The sequence below is a fragment of the Paraburkholderia sp. BR14374 genome, assembly GCF_040948685.1.
Taxonomy (GTDB): domain Bacteria; phylum Pseudomonadota; class Gammaproteobacteria; order Burkholderiales; family Burkholderiaceae; genus Paraburkholderia; species Paraburkholderia youngii.
Genome location: NZ_JBFPKF010000173.1, coordinates 1 through 253 on the forward strand (window position 1 = coordinate 1; position 253 = coordinate 253).

At 56.9% G+C, this 253-nt stretch carries 1 pseudogene; it reads left to right on the plus strand.

Annotated features, from left to right (window positions below):
- Positions 1 to 125: pseudogene (locus AB3X86_RS38530) on the plus strand (IS3 family transposase); the annotation flags it as partial.
- Positions 126 to 253: the final 128 nt, after the last annotated feature.

The window sequence follows — 253 nt, forward strand, 5'->3', positions numbered from 1 at the left end:
GGCCAGTTGACGCTGGAGAACGATTTTTTAAGCGGAGCGCTCGGCAAGGCGGGGTTGCTGAGCGGAAAGCGATGATCGACCGTGCACACGCGCTACCGATTGCGCAACAGGTGCGACTTGTGGGGATTGAACCGCCCCGGGATTTCCGGAGGCTCCACTTCTTGAGAAAATGGAGCTATGGAAAACACGAAGAAGAAGTGCCCAAGGTACTCGCCTGAAGTTCGTGAGCGGGCTGTGCGAATGGTTCTGGAAC